The following is a 19,165-nucleotide window of genomic DNA, read 5'->3' as shown; positions in this document are numbered from 1 at the left end:
TGCGGAGCGTGGTGGACAAAAGGTTTTCTGCGTCGGGATGCCAAACCCCTTTGCTTTTCTCATGCTGGCGCTCTGGCCACTGGTGACGGTTGCTCTGTTCAACCGCCTGTCGGCACAGCGGGCTCTGATCGCGTCGCTGCTGGGGGCTTATCTGTTCCTGCCCGAAAGCCCGGCGGTGTTCGACCTGCCGCTGCTGCCGCCGTTGAACAAGCACAACATTCCGGCGCTGACGGCCTTTCTCGTGTCGCTGTGGATTTATGGCCGACCCGCCTCGCTGCTGCCGCAGACGCTGGTGGGCCGCGCGCTGGTGCTGATCTTTGTCTTTTCGCCAATGCTGACTGTGGCCACCAATGGCGAACCGGTGTTTTACGGCAATATCGGTCTGCCCGGGCTGGGCCCCAAGGATGCCGTCGCTCTGGCGTTGCAGCAGTTCCTGCTGATCCTGCCGTTTCTGCTGGCGCGGCAGCATCTGGCGAATGGCGGCGCGCAAAAGGATCTGATGCTGGCGCTGATGATCGGCGGACTGGTCTATTCGGTTCCCATGCTGATCGAAATCAGGCTGTCACCGCAGCTCAACAACTGGATTTACGGCTACTACCAACACTTCTTTGGCCAATCGATCCGCGCGGGCGGCTTCCGACCGGTGGTGTTTCTGTATCACGGGCTGTGGGTCGCATTCTTTGCCATGACGGCGGCGGTCAGCGCCTTTGCGCTGTGGCGCAACGACAAGTCGCACAACATTTCCCTGCTGCTGGCGGCAGCCTATCTTTCGGTGGTGCTGGTCCTGGCCAAGTCGCTGGGGGCCCTGATCTTTGCGGTGGCGCTGGTGCCCTGCGTCGTGCTTCTGGGCACGGTGATGCAGATTCGCGTGGCGATCCTGATCGGGGCGCTGGCGGTGGCCTATCCCGTCCTCAAGGGCGCCGATCTGGTGCCGCAGGACAAGCTTCTGGCGCAGGCTGCGGCGATCGATCCCGAAAGGGCGGCGTCGCTGGAGTTCCGTTTCGACAACGAAAACACGCTGCTGGAACGCGCCTATCTCAAGCCGGTGTTCGGCTGGGGCAGCTGGGGGCGCAACCATATCCTCGACCCCAACACGGGCAACATCCTGACGGTGACCGACGGGCGCTGGATCATCCTGATCGGGATCTATGGCTGGGTCGGCTATCTGGCCGAGTTCGGGCTGCTTCTGCTGCCGCTGCTGTTGTTGTGGCGCGAAGCGGTGGCGATGCGAGAAGACGTCGTCTCACCGTTCATCGCGCCGCTGTCGCTGATCCTGGCGGTCAACATCTTCGACATGCTGCCGAATGCGACCCTGACGCCGCTGACCTGGCTGGTGGTCGGGGCATTGACCGGCTATGCCGAAGTGCTCAAGTCCCAGCGGCTGAAGCAGGCCGATACCGATGCGCTGAAATGGCAGTCAATCCTGTGAGATCCGATGCCTGACGCCCGCCCCAAGGTGCTTGTGATCGCCGAAGCCGCCAATCCGGAATGGGTCAGCGTCCCGCTGGTCGGCTGGTCGATGGCCCGGGCGCTGCGCGACGTCGCGGATGTGCATGTGGTCACGCAGGTGCGCAATCGCGACGCATTCCTGCGGGCAGGCTGGATCGAAGGTCAGGATTTCACCGCCATCGATTCCGAAGCCTTGGCGCGACCGATGTGGAAGATCGCGGAAAAGCTGCGGATGGGCGAGGGCAAGGGCTGGACCATGGTCCAGGCAATCAACGCGCTGAGCTATCCGTGGTTCGAACATCTGGTCTGGCGTCACTTCGGCGCCAAGATCCAGGGCGGCGCCTGGGACATCGTGCACCGGGTGACCCCGTTGAGCCCGACGATATCGTCACCGCTGGCGGGCAAATGCGCCCGCGCCGGGGTGCCGTTTGTTCTCGGACCGCTGAATGGCGGCGTGCCCTGGCCGCCGGGCTTTGACGCCGAGCGGCGGCGCGAACGCGAATGGCTGAGCTATCTGCGCGGCGCCTACAAGGCCCTGCCCGGCCGCGACGCCACTCTGCGCCATGCCTCGGCCATTCTGGCAGGGTCGCGCCACACCGCCGGCGAAGTCCCCGGACAGCATGCGGACAAGGTGATCTACCTGCCCGAGAACGGCATTGATCCCCTGCGGTTCTCGCAGGTGGCAAGACCTGCAACCGGGCCGCTGCGCGCCTGCTTTGTCGGCAGGCTGGTGCCCTACAAGGGGGCGGACATGCTGCTGGAGGCCGCCGGGCTTCTGCTGGCACAGGAACGCATGACGCTCGATATCATCGGCGACGGCCCGATGATGCCCGCGCTGCGTCGGCAGGCAGAGCGCTACGGCGCGGCGGTCACCTTTCACGGCTGGATGCCGCACGAGTCGGTGCAGAATGTGATGGCCTCGTGCCATTTGCTGGCGTTTCCGTCGATCCGCGAATTTGGCGGCGGCGTCGTGCTCGAAGCGATGGCACTGGGGGTGGCGCCGCTGATCGTGGACTACGCCGGTCCCGGCGAACTGGTGGTGCCGGGCACCGGCTACAAGGTTGCCTGCGGCAGCCGGGCCGACATCGTCCGGGGGTTCCAGGCCGAACTGACCGGCCTGGCCAGCAATCCCGCAGCCATCCAGCCGGTGGCCGCTGCCGCCCGGGCACGGGTACAAAGCCATTTCCTGTGGTCGCGCAAGGCCGCTCAGGTGGCCCGGGTGTACGACTGGGTGCTGGACCGCGGGCCCAGGCCAGACTTTTTCTGACATCGCCCCGACCCTCTGGCAGCCGCGGCAGCGGCCCTGGCGCGTCACAATTGCGCTGCAACTGTGTGGTATGTGCCTTTGTACGGTCGTCACGCGGGTTCCTGACCTTTGGGCGCTTGACAGCAAAGCGTCTGTTATTCTTAAAGAACGCACTGCGCAAAACCCGGGGGCGAGTGGCGCATCGTTGCGAAATGGAAGATCAGTGACCAGTGTATTGCCCCCAGAGTGCGCCCGAGCGACGGCCTGAGATGCAAAGGCCCGCCCCCAGCCCCCTGCCCTATCACCCCGAAATTGACGGGTTGCGCGCTGTCGCGGTTCTGGCGGTCGTGCTGTATCACTTCGGGCTGCCGATACTCGACGGCGGCTTTGTCGGCGTCGACATCTTCTTTGTCATTTCGGGATATCTGATCGGCGGCATCCTGTGGCGGGAATACTGGGATCGCGGCACGCTGAACCTGTGGCGTTTCTACATCCGCCGGTTCCGGCGGCTCGCGCCCGCCTTCTTTGTGATGGCGCTGGTGACAACGCTGGTGGGCTGGGCGCTGATGTTGCCCTTCGAGTTCCGCGAATACGGCAAGACCCTGATCGCCTCGGTTGTCTACCTGTCCAACGTCTACTTTTACCGCGGCGCGGGATATTTCGACTCCGCCTCGGATCAGAAACCGTTGCTCCACACCTGGTCGCTGTCGGTCGAAGAGCAGTTCTATGTCTTTCTGCCGCTGGTCATCCTGTTGCTGGCGCGCCACGGCGCCCTGCTACTGCCGGTTCTGACCGCCGTCTGCGCCGCTTCCTTTGCCGCATCGGCGCTGTTCAGCGACACGATGCCGGTTGCCGCCTTTTACCTGTTCCCGTTCCGGGCATGGGAGCTGTTGTCGGGTGTGGTGCTGGCGATCTGGATGCAGCGACGCGAACGTCCCGCACTGCGGTCTGTCCCAATGTCCTGGCTGGGGCTGTTGTTTGTCTTTGCCGCCGTGGTCGCGATCCAGCCCGGACCCGGGTTTCCCGGAGTGCAGGCGCTGCTGCCGGTGGCGGGGACGCTGCTGATCCTTGCCAACCTGAGCGCGCCCAGTGCCGTCAACCGTTGGCTGCGACACCCCGTGCCCGTGTTCTTCGGGCTGATTTCGTATTCGCTCTACCTGTGGCACTGGCCGGTGCTGGTGCTGTCGCTGTACCTGCGCGGACAGTATGCCAACCCGGTGGAACCGGCCGTCTGGATGGCCCTCTCAGTCGGGCTGGCCTATCTGTCCTGGCGCTATGTCGAACAGCCTGTGCGCCAGGCGTCGCGGTTGTCGGGGGTCAGTGTGCTTGGCACGGCGGCGCTGGCTTCCGCTGTGCTGCTGGCACTGGGATCGCTGGTTTATCTGCGCGACGGCCTGCCCGGGCGGTTCCGGCCCGAGGCGCGGGTGCAGATCACTGCCGCCGGGGACTTTCTGCAGGACTGGAGCCGCTGCCGTGTGGCCGACAAGGGCCCGCTCAGCGGACTCGAAGTTTGCCCGATCGGCCCCGAGGGCGCACCGCAGGTTCTGGTCTGGGGGGACAGCCATGTGCGGGCCTTCAAGGAAGGTCTGGATCAGGCGGCCTGGCAGGCCGGGACCCCCGGCCTCATCCTTTGGCACGCAGGCTGCCCGCCGGTTTTTGACCTGCGCAAGGTCGAAAACGCTGCCACCCTGGCTCAGGACACCGCCTGCACCCAGGCCAATCTGCAGATCAAGCAGGCGTTTGGGCGGATGGACGAACTGCGCCGCGTGCTGCTGATCGCGCGCTGGAGCTATTATGCCACCGGCAGAGGTGTCGGACTGGACGCGGCGAACAGGATCGCCCTGTACCCGACGACCGGCCCGCTGAACCTTGACCTGACGCAAAGCGAGTTGTTGGCCCGGGCCCTGCGCAATACGGTCGCACATCTGCACCAGCATTTTGACGAAGTGGACGTGCTGCGCCAGGTGCCCGAAATCCCCGGATACGATTCCCGGCTGGCCGCGCGCGAGGCGGCTCACACCGGCTGGCCGCTGGCCGCTCCGGTGGTGACGGTCCCTACGGTCGCGCGCGCCGAGGTCGAGTCGCGGGTGGCGGTCGCCGAAGCCCCGTTCCGCGCACTGGCTGACGAAGGCAAGATCCGCTGGATCGACACCTGGGGGCCGCTCTGTTCCGACGACCTCTGTTCGGCGGTGCACGGCGGCTCCGGGTTCTACTTTGACAACAATCACCTGACCAACGCGGGCTCAAGGGCCCTCAGCGACCTGTTTCGGCCTGTCTTCGGCCCGAGGGGGGACACATGAGCCATCCGCTGACCGAGACCAGGTGGGACGTGATCGTCATCGGCACCGGGATCGGCGGCGGCACACTGGGCCGGGCATTGGCAGAGGCCGGGCAGAGGGTGCTGTTTCTGGAAAAGGGCCCCACAGGCTACCGGACCGAAGCCCAGGGTCTGAGCGATGCGATCTTTGTCCCCGAAGCCCGGTTGGCGCGCGGCTACTGGCCCGACCCGGTGCATGCGACGATCAATGGACGTGAGGCGTCGTTCTACGCCCCGCTGGGATCGGGCGTCGGCGGGTCGTCCGTGTTCTACGCCGCGACGCTGGAGCGCCCCGAGCGGCACGATCTGGATACCTCCGAACCGCGCCCGCACCCGACCGGAGGCTGGCCGGTGGGCTATGACGCCATGTTGCCCTGGTACGATCGCGCGGCGTTGCTCTACCGCCTGTCGGGCACGCCCGATCCCCTGTCCGCAGAGCCGCCCGGGCCATTGCGGGCACCGCCCGAGATGTCGCCCGCCGACCGGTCGCTGTTCATGGCGTTTCAGACCGGCGGGCTGCATCCCTATCACCTGCATGCCGCCATCGAACGGCTGCCCGGTTGCCAAAGCTGTCTCGGGCGCAAATGCCCGTTGCCCTGCAAGATGGACGGCCGCTCTGCCGGGGTGGAACCGGCGCTGGCTGCGGGCGCAACCCTGCTGGACAACTGCGAAGTCCGCCGCCTGCTCGGGGCCGGGCATCAGATCGACGGGGTCGAGGCCGTCCACGACGGCAAGGTCCTGACCTTTCGTGCGCACCGCTATGTCCTCGCTGCCGGTGCGCTGAATTCGCCGCGCCTGCTGCTGGCGTCGGCCACCGAGGTCTGGCCCGAAGGCGCCGGCAATGGCAGCGGCATGGTGGGGCGGAACCTGATGTTCCACCTGAACGAGATGCTGGCCATCTGGCCGAAACGCGGCACTCCGGCGGGCGGTCCGTCCAAGGCGATTTCGCTGCGTGACCTCTATCACCAGAAAGGACAGAGGTTCGGCACGGTACAGGCGATGGGTATCGACGCCGCCTATGGAGAGATCGTGTTCTATCTCAACAACATGCTCGAACGGTCCGCCCTGCGCCGGGTCCGGGCGCTGCGCCCGTTGACGCGCATTCCGGCAGCCATGGCCGCCCGGTTCTTTGGTCAGGCCAAGATCTTTGTCGGCCTGATGGAGGACCTGCCCTATCGCGACAACCGCGTCACCTGGGACCGCGATCACCCCGACCGGCTGAGCTTTGCCTATGATTTCCACCCCGAACTTCTGCGGCGGCGCCGCGCCTTCCGCCGGGCGATCAAACGGGCGTTCCGGGGCAGCCGGACGGCGTTCCTCGGGGTTGGGCCCGAGCTGAACTATGGCCACCCCTGCGGGACGCTGCGCTTTGGGCAGGATCCGCGCACTTCGGTGCTCGACCGCGACTGCCGCAGCCATGAGATCGACAATCTTTTTGTCGTTGACGCCTCTTTCATGCCAACTTCGATGGGTGTGAACCCAAGCCTGACCATCGCCGCCAACGCACTGCGGGTGGCCGACGTGATACTGGAAGAGGGACGATGAGCAGACTGACCCCGGACGATGGCGTGGCGGTTGTCACCGGCGCAGGCTCGGGTCTGGGGCGCGCCCTGGCGCTGCGGCTGGTGGCGCTGGGCTTTGACGTGGTGGGTCTGGGACGGCGCAGCGCCGCGCTCGAGGAAACCCAGGCGCTGACCCGGAAGCGGCGGTTTCACCCGATGGCACTGGATGTGGGCAGATCCGGCCAGGTGCGCAGCACCTTTGCGCAGATTGCCGAGGCGCACGGCCCGGTGGCGCTGCTGTTCAACAATGCGGCCGTCTATCCGCGCCGGGACTTTCTCGCCGAGACGCCGGAAAGCTTTATGGCGACGGTCGAAAGCAATCTCGGCGGGATGGTCGCCTGTTCACACGCCGCGCTGGCGGGCATGGTCGAACGCGGGCGCGGGCGCATCGTCAATGTCGCGACATTTGCGGATATTGCACCGCTGCCGACCTCATCCGCCTATGCGGTGTCCAAGGGCGCGGCACGGGTTCTGACCCGGGCGTTGGTGGCGGATCTGGGTGACAGGTTTCCCGGCATCGTGATCGGCGACTGGATGCCCGGAATGCTGCGCACCCGCATGGGCATCAGCGACGGGCTGGACCCGGCGCTGGCCGCGCGCTGGGGCGTCGAACTGGGGCTGCGCTGCGAGGCCGGACTGAACGGCGCCGTGTTCGAACAGGACCGCGAAATCCTGCCGCCCCGGGGCCTGAAAGGACGCCTGCGCGATCTGGTCCTGCTGCGTGCCGGGCCAAGGCCGCGGCTGCTGCGCCCCGAGGAATAAGCCGCACACCGCCCCGGGGCGGCATCGTGACGGCAGTGCCCGGGGTCAGGTGTGTCTTGCCGACAGCCGCTGCATCAGCGCATTGGCCATTTCCCGCGGCAGGATCGCCATGCAGCGCAGGTAACGCGGCCCGAGCCGACGCGGGCTGGACAGGGCCCGCCAGAGCCATTCCATGGCCAGCTGCCGCGCCCAGAGCGGCGCCCGCGCCTGTGTTCCGGCAAAGAAATCGAGACCGGCGCCGATCGAGGCATAGCCGACGCCCGGCGTGATCTCGCGGCCCAGCGCCGCCAGCATTTCCTGCTTGGGGGCACCCAGGGCGATAAAGCACAGACCGGCGCCCGACTCCTCGACCTGGCGCAGCACATCGCGGGCCGCGGCGCCCTGCGGGTCAAACCCGAAGGGCGGCGACACCCGCACGGCGATCTTCAGTCCCGGCACCTTGTCCGTCAGATAGTCGGACGAGGCGGAGAGCGACTCTTCGGTGCTGCCGACCAACGCCAGTGAGACCCCCTGACGGGCCGCAATCCGCGCCAGCGGCAGGATCGCGTCGGAACCGGGTATCAGCTCGACCGGCTTGCCGGCCAGTTCGGACATCCAGACGATCGGATTGCCGTCCGCAACAACGAGATCGTGGCGGGCATAGGCGGCGCGGAACGTGTCCGAGGTGCGCAGCTTGACCAGATGATCGAGGTTGATGGTGGCAAGGGCAAAGCCTTCGCGGCGGGCGAGCCTGTCGGCCACGCGTTCCTCAAGAGCGGCCCAGCTGGGCACGTTGATGTGGATGCGCTGAGATTTGATAAAAAGATCCATGGTCCCTCTCTTGCCACATTTCTACCGCAAAGATGCCCGCGCACAGAAGCGAAATGCGTTATTGCGCGCGAAACTGTGTACGATCCCCGGCAACAGTCTTGCATTGTCTACCGGATCGGCCAGAAACCAAGGTGTTTCTAATGTTCTGACAAATTCGCGCCACGTTTTTGCGTCTAAAACAGGCCTTGCAGGAGCGCGCGATTCTGAGAAACCGAGGCAGGATGACGAACATTCATGGCATCCCTTTGTACCGCAGGAACCCGGGCCCGCGGGCCCGTCCCTGCACCGTGCACCGGTGTCGCCCGCATCGGACCCGGACGCGCGCATGAAGCAGATATCCCTGATCGGCTGCGGCTTTGTCGCGGATCTCTACATGCGCTCGCTGGCGGTGATGCCGGGGATCAGGGTCTGTGGTGTCTACGACCAGGACAGCGCGCGGCTCGCGACCTTCTGCCGCCACTGGAAACTTCCTGCCAAGGCCAGTCTGGACGCCGTGCTGGCGGACCAGCCGCGTGACGGCATTGTGTTGAACCTGACCAACCCGGCGGCGCATTACGCCATCAACCGCGCCTGTCTGATGGCCGGCCTGTCGGTCTATTCGGAAAAGCCGCTGGCCATGGACCTGGGGCAGGCACGCGCGTTGCACGCCCTGGCGGCGGACCGCGGGCTGATGCTTGCCTCCGCCCCCTGCTCGGTTCTGGGCGAAGCCGCGCAGACATTGGGCCATGCATTGCGCCACGGGATCGCCGGCACGCCGCGACTGGTCTATGCCGAACTCGACGACGGGTTCATCCCGCAGGCGGCCTACCGCAAATGGCTGTCGGAAACCGGGGCGCCCTGGCCCTATGTCGATGAATTCCGGGTCGGCTGCACGCTGGAACATGCGGGATACTACCTCGGGTGGCTGATCGCCTGGTTCGGATCGGTCCGCACCGTTGTTGCTGCCTCGGCCGAAGTGGTGCCGCGCAAGTGTGACGCCGCCGAAGGCGTGATGGCGCCCGACTTTTCCGTCGCGACACTGTTTTTTGAAAACGGCCCGGTGACGCGCCTGACCTGCTCGATCGTCGCGCCGCACAATCACCAGATCCGCATCACCGGCGACGCAGGCGTGCTCAGCGTCGATGCGGCCTGGGACAATGCGGCAAGGGTGCGCTTTGCCCGGCGGCTGACCCTGCGGCGACGGCTGCTGGAACACCCCTTTCCGCGTCGGCTGCGGCTGAAGGGACCAACCCATCCCAAAGTCGGACGCTGGGGCGCGGCGGCGATGAATTTCATGCTGGGACCGGCCGAAATGCTGGACGCACAGTCAGAGGGTCGCCCCTGTCGGCTGTCCAACGACATGGCGCTGCACCTGACAGAAGTGACCCTGGCGATCCAGAACGCCGGAGACCATGCCGGGGCACAGGCCATGACCACCCGCTGCGATCCGATGGAGCCGATGCCATGGGCGAAATGAACCGGATTCTGATCACCGGGGCGGCCGGGTTCATCGGCCAGGCCACGGTGCGCGAAGCGCGGGAAAAAGGCCTGCCGGTGGTCGCCGTGGTCCGGTCTTCGCCCCCCCGGATCTGGGCGCGGGACAGCGGGATCACCGTACTGCGCTGCGATCTTTCGGCGCCCGATGCCGTCACCATCCTGCGGGACGCCATGACCGGCGTCGACGCGGTGGTCCATGCCGCAGCGCACCTGGGCGGCGACGCCGCCGCACACACCGCCGATTCCGTGGGCGGCACCAGCGCGGTGCTGGCCGCGATGAAGGGCAGCAAGGTGCGGCGGCTGGTGCTGGTCAGCTCGATCGCGGTCTATGACACCATGACGCTGGCGCCCGGCGCGACCCTGACCGAGGACTGCCCGCCCGAGACCACCCCGCGCGACGCCTATGTCGCGGGCAAGCTGGCGCAGGAGGATCTGTGCCGGGCGGCGGCGGCGCAGGACGGCTTTGGCCTCTGGCTGATGCGGCCCGGCGCGGTCTTCGGGCCCGACCGGTTGTGGAATGCGCATCTTGGCGTCGGGCTCGGGCCGCTGCTGGTGAGAATCGGCACCAGCGGTGCTGTTCCGGTGGTGCATGTGAACCGGGTCGGCTGGGCACTGGTTCTGGGCGCGAACACCGATCCGGGCGGCGTGCAGGCGCTGAACATTCTGGACGACGATCTGCCCGACCGCTCCCGGTTCCTGATGGCAATGCGCCGCTCGGGCTGGCCACGGCGGATGATCCCCCTGCCCTGGAAACTGCTGGTTCCCGTCGCACGGGCGCTGGCGCCAATGGCGGACCGGCTGCCGGGTCTGTTGCGCGAACCGGTGCTGCGGGCGCGGATGATGCCGCTGGAATACTCGAACCGCCGGATGCGCCGGACCCTGGGCGGGCGACAGGCACGGTCCTTCGAGGTTCTTTTCGCCAAGGCAATTGCCGAGGGCGAGCGATGAACCTGCCAAAGATCGCCTACCTGACCGGCGAGTATCCGCGCGCCTCGGACACCTTCATCCAGCGCGAGGTGGCCTGCCTGCGCGCTCTTGGGCACGAGGTGCTGACCTGTTCGATCCGCCGCACCGGGCCGGAACATCTGGTCGGCCCGGAACAACGCAGCGAGCAGGCCGGCACCTTTCATGTGCTCGAGGCGCTGAAGGACGCGCGACGGGCCCTGCGGGCACATGGCCGCTGGCTGCGCGATCCCGGGCGGTATTTCCGCGCGCTGGCGCTGGCCTGGCGCACCGCCCCCAGGGGGCTGCGCGGACGGGTCTATCAGCTGATCTATTTCGCCGAAGCCGGGGTGCTGGCCGACGAACTCGCGCGACAGGGCATAGACCATCTGCACAACCACATCGCCAAGGCCTCCTGCACCGTGGCGATGCTGGCCGGTGCACTGTCGGGCATCCGCTATTCCTTTACCATCCACGGGCCGGACATCTTTTTCGAACCGCACCACTGGCGCATCGATGAAAAGGCGGCGCGGGCCAGCTTTGTCGCCTGCATCAGCGACTTTGCCCGTGCCCAGCTGATGTGTTTTGCCGCCCCCGCGCACTGGGACCGGTTCGCCGTGGTGCATTGCGCCGTGTCCCCCGCCCGCTATGGCGCCGGTGCCCGCGACGGCACCCGGCTGCTGTTTGTCGGGCGGCTGGCCGGGGTCAAGGGCGTGCCGGTGCTGCTCGAAGCCCTGGCCGGGCTGACGGCGGCCTGTCCCGACCTGCGGCTGACCCTGATCGGCGACGGACCCGAGCGGGCGGCACTGGAACAGCATGCACAGGCACTTGGGGTGGCGGAGCGGACCGCATTTCTGGGATACAGGTCGCAGGCGGAAGTGACCGAAGCCCTGCGCAGCACCGACATCTTTGTGCTGCCCAGCTTTGCCGAAGGGGTGCCGGTGGTGCTGATGGAGGCGATGGCCGCCGAAGTGACGGTGGTCACCACCCGCATCGCCGGGGTGCCGGAACTGGTGCGCGACGGTGAAAGCGGCCTGCTGGTGGCGCCCGGCGATGCTGCCGCGCTGCGCGACGCACTGCTCCGGGTGCTGGGTGACGCGGACCTGCGCCGACGCATGGGGCAGATGGGCCGGGCGCGGGTCGCCACGGACTATGATTCCGAAACCGAGGCAGCCTGGCTGTCGGAGCTGTTCCGCGCCGCTGCGGCCGGGCGCAAGCCACCGGGCAAACGCCCCGTGCGGGCAGCGCCATGAGCACGGTCGACGTGGTTCTGATCGGACGGAACGAGGGCGCCCGGCTGGTTGCGGCGCTTGGCGCGGTGCAGGGTCAGGCCCGGCGGATGATTTACGTGGATTCAGGGTCCGGGGATGGCAGCGTCGATGCCGCCCGGGCCGCCGGGGCCGAGGTGGTGCTGCTCGACCTGTCGCAGCCCTTTACCGCCGCGCGGGCGCGCAACGCCGGTTTCGCGGCGCTCGAAGGCGACAGTCCCGATCTGGTGCAGTTCATCGACGGCGATTGCGTGCTGGAACCGGGCTGGATCCACGCCGGGCGCGCGCATCTCGAGGCACATCCGCAGGTCGGCATGGTCACCGGCTGGCGAAGCGAGATCAACCCGGGGGCGACCCCCTACAACCGCATCTGCGACTGGGAATGGCACCGCCCGGCAGGCGAGATCCTGGCCTGTGGCGGCGACATGCTGGTGCGCACCGCAGCGTTCCGGCAGGTGGGCGGGTTCGACCCCACGGTGATCGCCGCCGAAGACGATGAATTCTGCACCCGTCTGCGCAAGGCGGGCTGGCGGCTGGAACGGCTGCCGCTGGCGATGACCCGGCATGATGCCGACATGCAGAGCTTTGGGCAGTGGTGGCAGCGCGCGGTGCGCACCGGCCACGGCTTTGCCCAGGTCGGCTATCTGCATCCCGAGTATTTTGTCACGGAACGCCGCCGCGTACTGTTCTATGGCTTTGCCCTGCCACTGGCCGTCCTGTTGTCCGGTGTGCTGGTCTGGTGGCTGCCACTGCTGGTGCTGGGGCTGTACGAGCTGAACTATGTCCGCTCGGTACAGGGGCTGCGCCGTGACGGCGTGCCGCCGGGCGACGCACTGAAGCTGGGCGTACTGCTGGTGCTGTCGAAATTTCCCAATCTGCTGGGCATGGCGCGGTTTCACCTGCGCCGTCTGGCCCGTGCGCCGATGCGCATCATCGAATACAAATAAGAGGGGACATCATGTCCAGTGACACCATACGCGTCGGCCTGATCGGCGCCGGCTATATCGCGACCTGGCATGCCGATGCGCTGAAGGCGACTCCGGGCGTGACCTTGACCGCCGTCTGCGATGTCTCGACCGGGGCGGCGCAGGGGCTGGCCGAGGCCTGTGGCGCGCAGGCATTCGGTTCGGTCGAGGATCTTGTGGCCGCCGGGGTCTGCGATGCGGTGCATATCCTGACCCCGCCACACCTGCACCACGGACTGGCGCTCCGGTGCCTGGCGGGCGGGCTGCACGTATTGGTCGAAAAGCCTGTGGCCGAAAGCGCCGGACAGACCCGCGAGATCGAAGCCGCCGCACAGGCGGCGGGCAAGCGGTTTCACGCCGGGCACAACTTTCTGGGCATGCCGTCCTATCTGCGGCTGAAAGAGAAAATCGCCAGCGGCGAGCTGGGCCGGATCTCGGGGGCGGAAATCAACTGGTGTTTCCCGCTGGCGCCGCTGCGATCGGGGCCGTTCGGACTGTGGCTGCTGCGCGAACCCAAAAACCTGCTGCTGGAACTGGGTCCGCACCTCATGGGCTTTGCCGTCGATCTGTTCGGGCCGCCCGAAATCACCCGGGTCGAGTTTTCCAAACCCGTCGCCTTGCCGGGAAACGACCTGCGGCCGCAGGGCTGGCGCATCCTGGCACGGGCGGGCGCTGTGGATCTGGTGTTCACCCTGTCGCTGGTCGAGACGATGGATGACCGCTCGGTCACGGTGCGCGGCTCGACCGCGCGGGCGCGGCTGGACTATGCCAGTGACACGCTGATCCTGGACCGCGAGAACGCCTCGGACCTGGTGGTGAATCCGCTGCGGCGGCAGCTGGACCACAGCTGGCAGCATTTGCGCGAGGGGCTGCGCAACGCCCGGGTGCAGGCCCTGTCCCTGAACACGAAATCGCCCTACGGCCTGAGCTTTCGCGGCATGAACAGCGGTGTCTATGCCCCGCTGCGCAACGGGCAGGAGGCAGACCCGCGTTTCTCGGGCAGCCGGGCCGTGACGGTGATGCAGGCACTGGACGACGCGCTGGCGCTGGCCCCGCAGGACGCGCTGAGCGTCGCCGCACCGGCAGTACAGACCCGGCAGCCGAAACCGACGGCGATGGTGATCGGCGGCACCGGCTTTATCGGTCGCGCGCTGACCCGGCGACTGGTGGCCGAGGGCCGCGACGTGCGGGTGCTGAGCCGCGGGCGCAGCGGTCCCTTTCCCGATTTGCCCGACAGCGTCGAAACCCTGGGCGTGTCGCTTTACGACGGCGACGCACTGCGCCGGGCAATGCAGGGCATCGACGTGGTGTTCAACCTCGCCAAATCCATGGACAAGACCTGGGACGGCGCGCTGAAAAATGACGTCGGCGTCGCGGTTGGCATCGCCGAGGCGGCGCAGGCGGCAGGGGTACGGCGCCTGATCTACACCGGCACGATTGCCAGCTACGACATGTCCGACCCGGCCCGCAGCATCACCGAGACCACCGGGTTTCCCGACGACATGCGCGACCGCAACCTTTACGCCCGCTCCAAGGCCGAATGCGAACGGCAACTGACCGAAATGCACCGCAAAGGCGACCTGCCTCTGGTGATCGCCCGCCCGGGCATCGTCGTCGGGGCCGGCGGGCCGCTGCAACACTGGGGAATCGGGCGCTGGCATGGCGCCGGGGCGGTGCGGATCTGGGGCCGCGGGACCAATATCCTGCCCTTCGTCCTGATTGACGACGTGGCCGACGGGTTGGTGCGGATGATCGAACCCGACGCCGCACTGGGTCAGAGTTTCAACCTGATCGGCGAACCGATGCTGTCGGCGCGGGATTACTTCGACGCCATCCACCAGACGCTGGGCGCAAAGCTGCGGGTGAGTTCCGGCAACCTTCATGCCTTTTATGCGTCGGACGCGGTCAAGTATCTGCTCAAGACCCGGGTGCTGCGCCGAAGCGGCGAAGTGCGCCCGTCGCTTGCCGACTGGAAGAGCCGCGCGCATTTTTCGCCCTTCGTGAATGCCCACCCCAAGGCACTTTTGGGCTGGCAGCCGGAAAGTGACCGCGCCGCCTTCATTGACAAGGCGATCACGCGCGCCAATCTCTTCGGCTACTGAGGGTTTGGGCGATGGTTTGGGGTCGTTCTGTCAACAATCCCCCCGGCAGCGACTTATTCCTGCCCAAGTTCTCTGCTGTAACTCGGTCGGCAGAGCAGGAAACAGGACCGTCCCAAGACGGCGCATGTTCAAGGCGATCGTGATATGAACGAACTGATGCAGAGGGATGGCCCAGTGCCTCAACGGGTCCGGGGCGTGTGTCCGGCGCGCACGTCGGTCCCCCTGCGCACCCGGAGCACGGAAGCATGACCATGATCGAACGCCGCAAATTCCGTCGCAAACGGCGACCCTACGACGAGAGTGCCGGTCCGACGACCGCCGCACCCGACTCCGAGTCTTCCGCAATCCGTGCCGAGGCCGAGCGCACCGAGGCCGCGGCAGAGGCAAAGCGCAAGGCCGAAGAACTTGCCGCCCGCGAAAAGGCACAGCGCGAGGCAGAGGCCGAAGCCCGGCGTCGCGCCGAGGCCCAGCGCATCGAGGCCGAGCGTGCCGAGGCCACCGCAGCGGCAGAGGCAAAGCGCAGGGCCGAGGAACGTGCCGCCCGCGAAACGGCACAGCGCGAGGCGGAGGCCGAAGCCCGGCGTCGCGCCGAGGCCCAGCGCATCGAGGCCGAGCGTGCCGAGCGTGCCGAGGCTGCCGCAGCGGCAGAGGCAAAGCGCAAGGCCGAGGAACGTGCCGCCCGCGAAAAGGCCCAGCGCGAGGCAGAGGCAAAGGCCCAGGCGCAACGGGCGGCGGCCCGGGTTCAAATTGAGGCCGACCGCCAAGCTGCCCGCGCACAGGCCGAGTTGGTGGCGGACCAGCAACGGCAGGCGCAGGCGAAGGCCCGGCATGCGGCAGAGTTGGCGTCAGAGGCCGAGGCGCAGGCCCGGAGAGAGGCCGAGAAACACGCACAACAGCAGACTTCGGACCAGGTCCGGCGCCTTGAGGCCGAACACAAGGCCGCAGCGGAAAGATCCCTCGAGGCCAAGCCGAAGTCGAAACCGCACACGCGTCGCCCGCTTCCGCTGGGCGCACGGCAGGCTGCGCCTGTCACAGCGGCACCGTCTCTAGACGACATCTGGGCCAGCATGGACGAGTTCCAGGTCAACGAACGGCTGCTCGACCGCAACCGCATCATCACGGCAAGCCGCCACGATCCGGCGCATGCAAGCTTTGACGTGCTGCGCACCCGCTTGTTGCAGGCACTGGCGGACAATGGGTGGCGCCGCGTTGCGATCACCTCGCCGACCAAGGATTGCGGCAAGACATTCACCGCCGCGAACCTCGCGATCAGCCTGTCGCGGCAAGAGAACTGCCGCACCTTGCTGGTCGATATGGATCTGCGAAACCCAAGTCTGCACAAGGTTTTCGGGGTGAAGGATCCCGGCGTGATGGGGGACCTGCTGCGCGGCGACATCACGCCGGAGCGACATTTCCAGCGTCTTGGCGCCAATAGCTTCCACGGCGGGCGCACCATCGCCTTTGGTTTCAACGGCGCCACGGAATCCTATGCGTCAGAATTGCTGCAGGATCCGCGCACGGCCGCCGCGCTCCGCGAGACCGAAGCCAGGCTGCGGCCGGATGTGGTTCTCTTCGACCTCCCGCCGGCGCTATACTTCGACGATGTCATCGCGTTCCGGGCCCAATATGACGGCGTGCTTCTGGTTGTGGGCGGAGGTCTGACCACGAAGGCCGAGATCAAGGAAGTCGAGCGTCGCCTTGGTGACTCCACGCCGCTGCTGGGGGTGATCCTGAACAAGGCCGAAGGCACGACAGTGCGCAAATACAAATACTGACACCGGACCAGACCCTGATCGGACCGTTTCGCCTGCGCGGGTTGTCGGCGCGGGCGGATTACAGCTGTGTGCTGCGCGGCAGAAAGCGGTCGAACATCCCGAGGTGGGGAACAAGACTTGCTCCATATTTCACAGCCGCATAAAGGCCGGCCAGGAGTGCCAGAATTCCGGTCAGCCACAATGCGCGCAGGCGGCCCCGCTCGCGACGGCTCTGCACGTAGGGGATGGAAACAACCGGCTGGATGCCCAGCATACGCTCCATCTGTGCCGCCGTACGGATCGCCGGGTTCAGCAGTTCGGCCACGAACCCAGCCGCGATGGCGACGAGCACGCTGGCCACAGCCCCCATCAGCGCTGTCTTCTTTCGGCTGCGTGACACCGGGAATTCCGGCACCAGCGCGGTTTCGAGAACCTCGAACCGGTCCGACTGCTGGCGGTCTTCAAGCAGCTGGCCCATCTCCGCTTCGGCCTGACGCCGTGTGATCACCGAATACTGGTCGCGCAGGCGGGTCAGCTCGCGTTCCATCGTCGACAGCTCGCGTTCGACCTCCGGGCCGGCCGCAATGGTTGCGTCCATCTCTGACAGACGCTGCGCGATCAGGGCCTTTTGTTCCTGCAGCAATGCGATCTGGCGGTCGAGCACCTCTTCGCGCTGGCGCGCGGCATTGCTCTGGATGGTGATGATTTCCTGGTCGAGGTTCAGGTCAGCCTCTTGCAGTGTCCGCATCTGATCGCGCAGCATGGCGATGCCGGCCGGCAGACTGTCCGAGTTGGCTTCCTTGAACGTCGCAAGCCGGCTTTCCATCGCGGTGATGTCGCCTTCGATGCGGCGGGCTTCGAGCGCGAAGAAGTCGTTGGTGTCGCGTGCCCGGTTGGCACCGCGCTGGCGCGACTGCTCTACCACCGAATACATCAGTTCATTCGCCAGATCCGCCGCCTTTTGCGCATCGTCGAGACGGACCTTGATGATCAGACCGGTGGGCGTCACGCCAGGCTGCCAGCTCTGGGCGCCGTTCACGATTTCCTGCACCGACGCGGCCTGACGCATCTGGTAGACCCGTTCGTTGATGCCAAGGCTGGGATCCTTGTTGAACAGGTCGTGCTCTTCCATGATGCGGACGAGGTTGTCGCGGGCCATCAGACGCTGTTCGATCAGGCGCACACGCTGGGCGGAACCCGTGGTCTGGGCCGCCGGGCCGGCCAGGCTGTCGGGAATCCGCGACTCTTCGATCTGTACGACGGCAGCGGCTTCGTACAACTTGTCCTGCGACAGCGCGAATTTCAGCGACAGCACACAGCCAAGGGCCACAATGACGAGCATCAGCAAGAAGCGACGGCGGAACGCGGCCAGGACCTCGCCCAAAGATTGAAACTGGTTCATTCACTTGCTCCCGCAAAGGCCCCCCGATGCGTCAGAAAGCGGCTGGTTCCGATATTCCCGGGTCTGGACCGGGAGATGCCGCAACCGCGCCTCTTTCATGACACAATGTAGTCCGCCTGCCTTATTTTTGCCATGACCCTTCCGGCATCTTACTGGAAACAGTTCATTTCCAGAACCGGGACCGGGAACACATTTGCGCCACAATCGGACGCGCAGGTCGCTGCAATCGGCAGTGTATGGCGCGATTGTCTGCGGACCGGGGAAAACACGTCCGGAACGGCTGTCACCGGTGCACGGGCCGTGCCGGAAACCGGCGCCGAGCAGCGTGATGCATGAACGCGATGCAGCGATTCGCAGGCGGGAAATTGGGGCACAACAGCGGCGCGCGGCGCCGACCGGGTCGCACTCTAGCGATAGAAGGACACCTTTGGAATCGCGTTGTGCAGCACCGGAAGCGTGACCAGCGACAGGATCAGGCCGTGACCAACCCACTGCCGCAGGCGCAGCAGGTCACCCTTGCGGAATGGCGGTGCGTCATTGGTGAATTTCAGAGCCAGATCCCCGCGCGGTGAACGGCACAGGGCCAGACGGTCAAAGCCGAACACGGTGCGACTGAGCGCATATTGCGCCTTGTAGCCGGCCTCCTTGGCGGAAAAGATCCGGCGGACGGCAATCAGTTTCGGATCGTCGAACAGCGCGGTTTCCCGGGGTTTGGCGACCTCGGGCACGGTTTCCGGCGGAAAATCCTGGTAAACTTCCAGATCGACGCCGATTGCGCGGGCCTGGTCGGTCCGCGCGCTCATCGCGATGCAGGCCGTAGAGATATGGCTGATGCTTCCGGTCAGCCCGGCCGGCCAGACAGGTGCGCGGTCTTCGCCCATCGGCAGCGGCTCTGGCGGGTGGCCAAGGTCGGACATCGCGCGGCGTGCGGCGTGCCGTCCGGCGGCGAACTCCGACCGCCGCGTGACAATCGCCCGGGCAACGGCGGCCTCTTCGATCGGGTAAAGCGGCGCCTGCGGTTCGGCAGGGTCGGCGAGGGCAATCGAGATCCAGGCCGGGATGTCGCCCCGCGCTTCGTCCAGCAAGGCCTGCAAAGCATCCAGCGGCATA

14 protein-coding genes are annotated in these 19,165 nt (G+C 66.5%); 11 read left to right on the top strand and 3 right to left on the bottom strand.

Annotation, left to right across the window (positions count from 1 at the left end; translation table 11 throughout):
- Window positions 1-37: 37 nt before the first annotated feature.
- The 5 genes from FOY53_RS09780 (at window position 38) to FOY53_RS09760 (ending at window position 7,336) form a co-directional block, all read left to right on the top strand.
- Window positions 38-1,429 (top strand): hypothetical protein, encoded by a 1,392-nt coding sequence (locus FOY53_RS09780; RefSeq protein ID WP_146588252.1) that lies wholly within the window; start codon window positions 38-40, stop codon window positions 1,427-1,429.
- Window positions 1,430-1,435: 6 nt separating this feature from the next.
- Window positions 1,436-2,716 carry a glycosyltransferase family 4 protein gene (locus FOY53_RS09775; protein ID WP_146588250.1) on the top strand — a complete coding sequence of 427 codons (1,281 nt, stop codon included), beginning with the start codon at window positions 1,436-1,438 and terminating at the stop codon, window positions 2,714-2,716.
- A gap of 248 nt (window positions 2,717-2,964) precedes the next feature.
- Complete coding sequence (locus FOY53_RS09770) at window positions 2,965-4,995, top strand: acyltransferase family protein (protein ID WP_146588248.1); 2,031 nt, start codon at window positions 2,965-2,967, stop codon at window positions 4,993-4,995.
- Entirely contained in the window at window positions 4,992-6,557 is a 1,566-nt protein-coding gene (locus tag FOY53_RS09765) for a GMC oxidoreductase (protein ID WP_146588246.1), read from the top strand. The genes FOY53_RS09770 and FOY53_RS09765 overlap by 4 nt, the downstream gene beginning before the upstream one ends.
- Window positions 6,554-7,336, top strand: a complete 783-nt coding sequence (locus tag FOY53_RS09760) for an SDR family oxidoreductase (protein ID WP_146588244.1) — start codon at window positions 6,554-6,556, stop codon at window positions 7,334-7,336. The genes FOY53_RS09765 and FOY53_RS09760 overlap by 4 nt, the downstream gene beginning before the upstream one ends.
- 45 nt (window positions 7,337-7,381) lie before the next feature.
- On the opposite strand, the gene FOY53_RS09755 is transcribed toward FOY53_RS09760, so the two are convergent.
- A complete protein-coding gene (locus FOY53_RS09755; RefSeq protein ID WP_146588242.1) occupies window positions 7,382-8,146 on the bottom strand; it encodes a WecB/TagA/CpsF family glycosyltransferase in 765 nt (254 codons plus the stop codon).
- 325 nt (window positions 8,147-8,471) lie between these two features.
- On the opposite strand from FOY53_RS09755, the gene FOY53_RS09750 reads away from it, so the two are divergent.
- The 6 genes from FOY53_RS09750 to FOY53_RS09725 all read left to right on the top strand — a co-directional run bounded on the left by FOY53_RS09750 (window position 8,472) and on the right by FOY53_RS09725 (window position 16,674).
- Entirely contained in the window at window positions 8,472-9,602 is a 1,131-nt protein-coding gene (locus tag FOY53_RS09750) for a Gfo/Idh/MocA family protein (RefSeq protein WP_146588240.1), read from the top strand.
- Window positions 9,590-10,570: an NAD-dependent epimerase/dehydratase family protein gene (locus FOY53_RS09745; RefSeq protein WP_146588238.1), complete on the top strand. Its 981-nt coding sequence runs from the start codon at window positions 9,590-9,592 to the stop codon at window positions 10,568-10,570. The genes FOY53_RS09750 and FOY53_RS09745 overlap by 13 nt, the downstream gene beginning before the upstream one ends.
- Window positions 10,567-11,817: a glycosyltransferase family 4 protein gene (locus FOY53_RS09740; RefSeq protein WP_146588236.1), complete on the top strand. Its 1,251-nt coding sequence runs from the start codon at window positions 10,567-10,569 to the stop codon at window positions 11,815-11,817. The genes FOY53_RS09745 and FOY53_RS09740 overlap by 4 nt, the downstream gene beginning before the upstream one ends.
- Entirely contained in the window at window positions 11,814-12,779 is a 966-nt protein-coding gene (locus FOY53_RS09735; protein ID WP_146588234.1) for a glycosyltransferase family 2 protein, read from the top strand. Before FOY53_RS09740 ends, FOY53_RS09735 begins: the two co-directional genes overlap by 4 nt.
- 11 nt (window positions 12,780-12,790) lie before the next feature.
- Window positions 12,791-14,899 carry an NAD-dependent epimerase/dehydratase family protein gene (locus tag FOY53_RS09730; protein ID WP_146588232.1) on the top strand — a complete coding sequence of 703 codons (2,109 nt, stop codon included), beginning with the start codon at window positions 12,791-12,793 and terminating at the stop codon, window positions 14,897-14,899.
- A 245-nt stretch (window positions 14,900-15,144) separates the two neighbouring features.
- Entirely contained in the window at window positions 15,145-16,674 is a 1,530-nt protein-coding gene (locus FOY53_RS09725; protein ID WP_246107344.1) for a CpsD/CapB family tyrosine-protein kinase, read from the top strand.
- A gap of 58 nt (window positions 16,675-16,732) precedes the next feature.
- Here the strand turns inward: FOY53_RS09725 and FOY53_RS09720 are convergent, their stop codons facing one another.
- Both FOY53_RS09720 and FOY53_RS09715 read right to left on the bottom strand, forming a co-directional pair.
- The gene (locus tag FOY53_RS09720; RefSeq protein WP_146588230.1) at window positions 16,733-18,055 is read right to left on the bottom strand and encodes a GumC domain-containing protein; all 1,323 of its coding nucleotides are present in this window, start codon (window positions 18,053-18,055) and stop codon (window positions 16,733-16,735) included.
- Between the two features lie 407 nt (window positions 18,056-18,462).
- Window positions 18,463-19,164, bottom strand: coding sequence for a 4'-phosphopantetheinyl transferase family protein (locus tag FOY53_RS09715; protein ID WP_146588228.1), 702 nt, complete (start codon window positions 19,162-19,164; stop codon window positions 18,463-18,465).
- Window position 19,165 lies beyond the last annotated feature (1 nt).

Source organism: Puniceibacterium confluentis (assembly GCF_007923445.1).
Classification (GTDB): Bacteria; Pseudomonadota; Alphaproteobacteria; order Rhodobacterales; family Rhodobacteraceae; genus Puniceibacterium; species Puniceibacterium confluentis.
This window is presented reverse-complemented; position numbering and strand designations above follow the sequence as displayed.